We start from the raw sequence: 721 nt of genomic DNA on the forward strand, positions 1-721 counted from the left end.
GGTACGGTACTTGGTCACGTCGTACGAACGCTCACGAGTCTCTTGACGGCACTTTTGCACGGTGACGGTACGAGTACGTTCCTCGGTGGTCATCGTGGTGTAAGGAACCGTACGAGTACGAGTTTCAACACGAGTCTTGGTCACAGGAACCATACGAGTCTTGGTTTCCGTGGTCATCGTCGTCACAGGAATTTCGCGGGTGCGGGTTTCCATGCGAGTCTTTTGAACAGGAACTTCGCGGGTGCGTTGCTCGGTACGGTACTTGGTGACGGTGTAGTCACGAGTACGAGTCTCTTGACGAGTCTTGGTAACCGGAACCATGCGGGTGCGGGTTTCGGTACGGCACTTGGTGACGTTAACCATACGCTGACGAGTTTCGGTACGCATGCGGGTAACCGGGACCATACGGGTCTTGGTTTGGCAGGTGTACGAAGTCGTGGTGAAGGTGTAAGGAACCTTTTCGGTCGTACGCTGGTACGAAGTCACAGGGACTTGTTGCGTGACGACGTTAGGCACGTAAACCTTGCGATAGGTAACGGCAGGAGCACAAGCCGAAGCGACTGCACTTGCACCGCCACAACCGCAGCTGCTTTCGCAGCCACCGCATCCGCCACAAGGGCTTCCGCAGGCGCTGGTGGCACATCCGCAACCGCTCGAAGCAGCTGCAGGAGCAGCAGCAACAGCTTGGCACTGGTAGCTTCCGCCCATGTCTTTGGTGACC

Annotated in this window: 1 pseudogene; it reads right to left on the minus strand. The window is 56.9% G+C overall.

The window, feature by feature from the left end:
* A pseudogene (locus RSSM_RS01660) lies at nt 1–721 on the minus strand (hypothetical protein); the annotation flags it as partial.

Origin of the sequence: Aporhodopirellula sallentina SM41 (genome assembly GCF_000346505.1) — a bacterium.
GTDB lineage: Bacteria > Planctomycetota > Planctomycetia > Pirellulales > Pirellulaceae > Rhodopirellula > Rhodopirellula sallentina.